This window comes from Sphaerothrix gracilis Ecp01 (assembly GCF_030405905.1).
Taxonomy (GTDB): domain Bacteria; phylum Cyanobacteriota; class Cyanobacteriia; order Phormidesmidales; family Phormidesmidaceae; genus Sphaerothrix; species Sphaerothrix gracilis.
On record NZ_JASATW010000059.1, the window covers coordinates 1 to 2,773 of the forward strand.

At 63.3% G+C, this 2,773-nt stretch carries 4 protein-coding genes; 2 read left to right on the forward strand and 2 right to left on the reverse strand.

Going from position 1 to position 2,773, the window contains the following annotated elements; translation table 11 throughout:
- Positions 1 to 449 (reverse strand): AAA family ATPase (locus QJQ48_RS27050; protein WP_346294342.1); only part of this gene is annotated, 449 nt, incomplete at its 3' end.
- Positions 450 to 665: 216 nt separating this feature from the next.
- Here QJQ48_RS27050 and QJQ48_RS27055 point away from each other — a divergent pair.
- On the forward strand, positions 666 to 1,202 hold the full coding sequence (locus QJQ48_RS27055) for a hypothetical protein (RefSeq protein WP_346294343.1): 537 nt from the start codon (positions 666 to 668) through the stop codon (positions 1,200 to 1,202).
- On the opposite strand, the gene QJQ48_RS27060 is transcribed toward QJQ48_RS27055, so the two are convergent.
- Positions 1,183 to 1,362, reverse strand: a complete 180-nt coding sequence (locus QJQ48_RS27060) for a hypothetical protein (RefSeq protein ID WP_346294344.1) — start codon at positions 1,360 to 1,362, stop codon at positions 1,183 to 1,185. The genes QJQ48_RS27055 and QJQ48_RS27060 overlap by 20 nt on opposite strands.
- A 93-nt stretch (positions 1,363 to 1,455) precedes the next feature.
- Here QJQ48_RS27060 and QJQ48_RS27065 point away from each other — a divergent pair, with 93 nt between their 5' ends.
- The gene (locus tag QJQ48_RS27065; protein ID WP_346294345.1) at positions 1,456 to 2,655 is read left to right on the forward strand and encodes an IS256 family transposase; all 1,200 of its coding nucleotides are present in this window, start codon (positions 1,456 to 1,458) and stop codon (positions 2,653 to 2,655) included.
- Positions 2,656 to 2,773 lie beyond the last annotated feature (118 nt).

Consider the following 2,773-nt stretch of genomic DNA (forward strand, 5'->3'; position numbering starts at 1 on the left):
TAGGCGTCGTTGGTGCGGATCGTCCGCCCCGGAGGGCATTGGTTCAGGACGAAGGCATACTCGCGGTTCAGCTTCATCAGGCTCCGGACGGTCGGCCGCGTCGCCTCGATATCGGCGATGCTCGGCCGCGCGGGAATGAGGCACAGGTCGGCCGCCTGCATGGCGGCCGACGTGCCGGGGGCGTCCGCGCCGGGGGTGTCGATGACGACTATGTCGCAGCTCTGCCGGCGGAGCGCGTCGAGCGCGGCGGGAACCTGCCCAGCATTGAGCGCCGTCACTTCCGGCCCCTTGGCTTCGCGCCGTTCAAACCAGCTGGTGGCTGTTCTCTGTGGGTCGAGGTCAAGGACGTAAGGCTTCAAGCCCTGTTCCTGGGCGGCGACGGCAAGGGAGACGGCGAGGCTGCTCTTGCCGGTGCCGCCCTTCTGGGTCACGAGCGCGATCACTTTCATGGCGGGATTCTCCTCGACCGTGAGTCTTACCGCAAGCGGTTAACTGTTTCCTGCATGCGATAGACGGCAAACGGTGTGCTGTCAACAGCACACGTTATACCGTTTACGGTAACTGTGATATGAGCGGGCGGGTGTCTGCACCCCCCCCCGGGTGGACAGCGGCCGTACCCCTGCGCCAAAGTGCAATGTGGCAGAAACATTGCGGGAGCGACGCATATGTTGTTCTGGTCGTATGGTCCATTCGAGGTCGATCTGGAAAATCGTCGGGATTTCTGGAAAACTCTCAATGAATGGGAAGATTACGATGAACTTCCGGTCAATTCGCTCAAGTGTGCTTTTGGGTGTTATTCCCTAGTGATGCGACGCGGTGAAAAATACAAGCCCTGGTATGTCGGTAAGGCTCACGGCAAGGATGGATTCAAGCAGGAGATATTTGCAGATCACAAGCTGAAGCATTATAGGAATATCATCGCCCAGAACCCCGGATGGCGACCATACATGCTTCTATTTCCTCTTGTCACGCCAAGAGGATGTATAAGTAAATCTGTTTCCACAAGGAAGCCAGATATTCTCTGGATGGAAAGAACTCTGATTGCGATGGCACTCGCACGGAATCCAAACTTGTTTAATGTGCGTGATACGAAGAACTACAGAAATTTCGTTCTCGATGGGGTACTCGGGCCATATCAGAAGAGGCAGAAGTACGATGCGGCTGATGTCGCTCGTAGGACGTTTACACATTTCGAGGACTAGAGTTAGTAGTTTGACGGTATGCGGTAAACTGCAGGCCGTGGGGCGAAAGCCCACACCGGGGCTTTTGCCCCACGGTCGCCGAGCGCCACGGACGGCGGTCGTGTCCCCGGTGATGGTGTAGCTCGACGGGAGCGGAGCCGTCCGGCCGCGCGCCCTCCATAGCGCCGTAGCGGACGGACGGCTTTGCGGGGTGGTCATCGACGGTCTGCGGTAGGGTCGGGTTGCGAAGACCAACCTGAACCGAGGACCACCGATGACCGACGAGATGATGGCCCTGCGCGGGCTCGTGGAGAAGACCCCCGACGCGGATATCCTGCGCGAGATGATCGGGTTCGCGGCCGAGCGGCTGATGGAGCTCGAGGTCGGCGCGCTGACGGGCGCCGGCTACGGGGAGAAGAGCGCCGAGCGGGTCGTGCAGCGCAACGGCTATCGCGACCGGGACTGGGAGACACGCGCCGGCACGGTCGAGCTGCGTATCCCCAAGCTGCGCAAGGGCAGCTACTTTCCGGGCTTCCTGGAGCCGCGGCGGATGGCGGAGAAGGCGCTCACCGCCGTGATCCAGGAGGCGTACATCCAGGGCGTCTCGACGCGCTCGGTGGACGATCTCGTCAAGGCCATGGGTATGAGCGGCGTCTCGAAGAGCCAGGTGAGCCGGCTCTGCGGGGAGATCGACGAGCGGGTGAAGGCCTTCCTCGACCGGCCGATCGAGGGCGACTGGCCCTATCTCTGGATCGACGCGACCTACGTGAAGGTGCGCCAGAACGGCCGCATCGTCTCGGTGGCGGTGATCGTCGCGGTGGGCGTCAACACCGACGGCCGGCGCGAGGTGCTGGGCATGGACGTCGGCCCCTCCGAGGCCGAGACGTTCTGGACGGCTTTCCTGAGGAAGCTCGCCCGGCGCGGCCTGCGGGGCGTGAAGCTCGTGATCTCGGACGCCCACGAGGGCATCAAGGCCGCCGTCTCGAAGGTGCTCACCGCCACCTGGCAGCGCTGCCGCGTCCACTTCATGCGCAACCTGCTGGCCCATTCCGGGCGCAGCGGCCGGCGCGTCGTCTCCGCCTTCGTGGCCACCGCCTTCGCGCAGGACGACGCCGCGGCGGCTCATCAGCAATGGCGGCGCGTCGCAGATCAGCTCAGGCCCAAGGCGCCAAAGCTCGCCGGCCTGATGGACCAGGCCGAGCACGACGTCCTCGCCTACATGGACTTCCCGCTGCGCCACCGGGCCAAGCTGCACTCGACCAACCCGCTCGAGCGCGTCAACGGCGAGATCAAGCGCAGGACCGAGGTCGTCGGCATCTTCCCCAACGAGGACGCCATCACCCGTCTGGTCGGCGCGATCCTGCTCGAGCAGAACGACGAATGGGCCGTCCAGCGCGCGAGATACATGACCCTGGAAACCATCGCCGGCATGAGCGATGATCCCGCCGTCAGCCTGCCAGTGATGGAGCCCTGACGAACGATCCGGCCACGCCCAGGATCGTCCATGGCACCGCGTCAGCTACACCACGTCTCGGGACATGATCGAGCCCCGGCATGCGTTTCGGAGACGATGCGATGATTCCTGCCACGGA

What these genes read in the sequence shown, in the direction of transcription:
- QJQ48_RS27055 (WP_346294343.1), top strand. Translation starts at nt 666, where the DNA reads ATGTTGTTCTGGTCGTATGGTCCATTCGAGGTCGATCTGGAAAATCGT.
- QJQ48_RS27060 (WP_346294344.1), bottom strand. Translation starts at nt 1,362, where the DNA reads ATGGAGGGCGCGCGGCCGGACGGCTCCGCTCCCGTCGAGCTACACCAT.
- QJQ48_RS27065 (WP_346294345.1), top strand. Translation starts at nt 1,456, where the DNA reads ATGACCGACGAGATGATGGCCCTGCGCGGGCTCGTGGAGAAGACCCCC.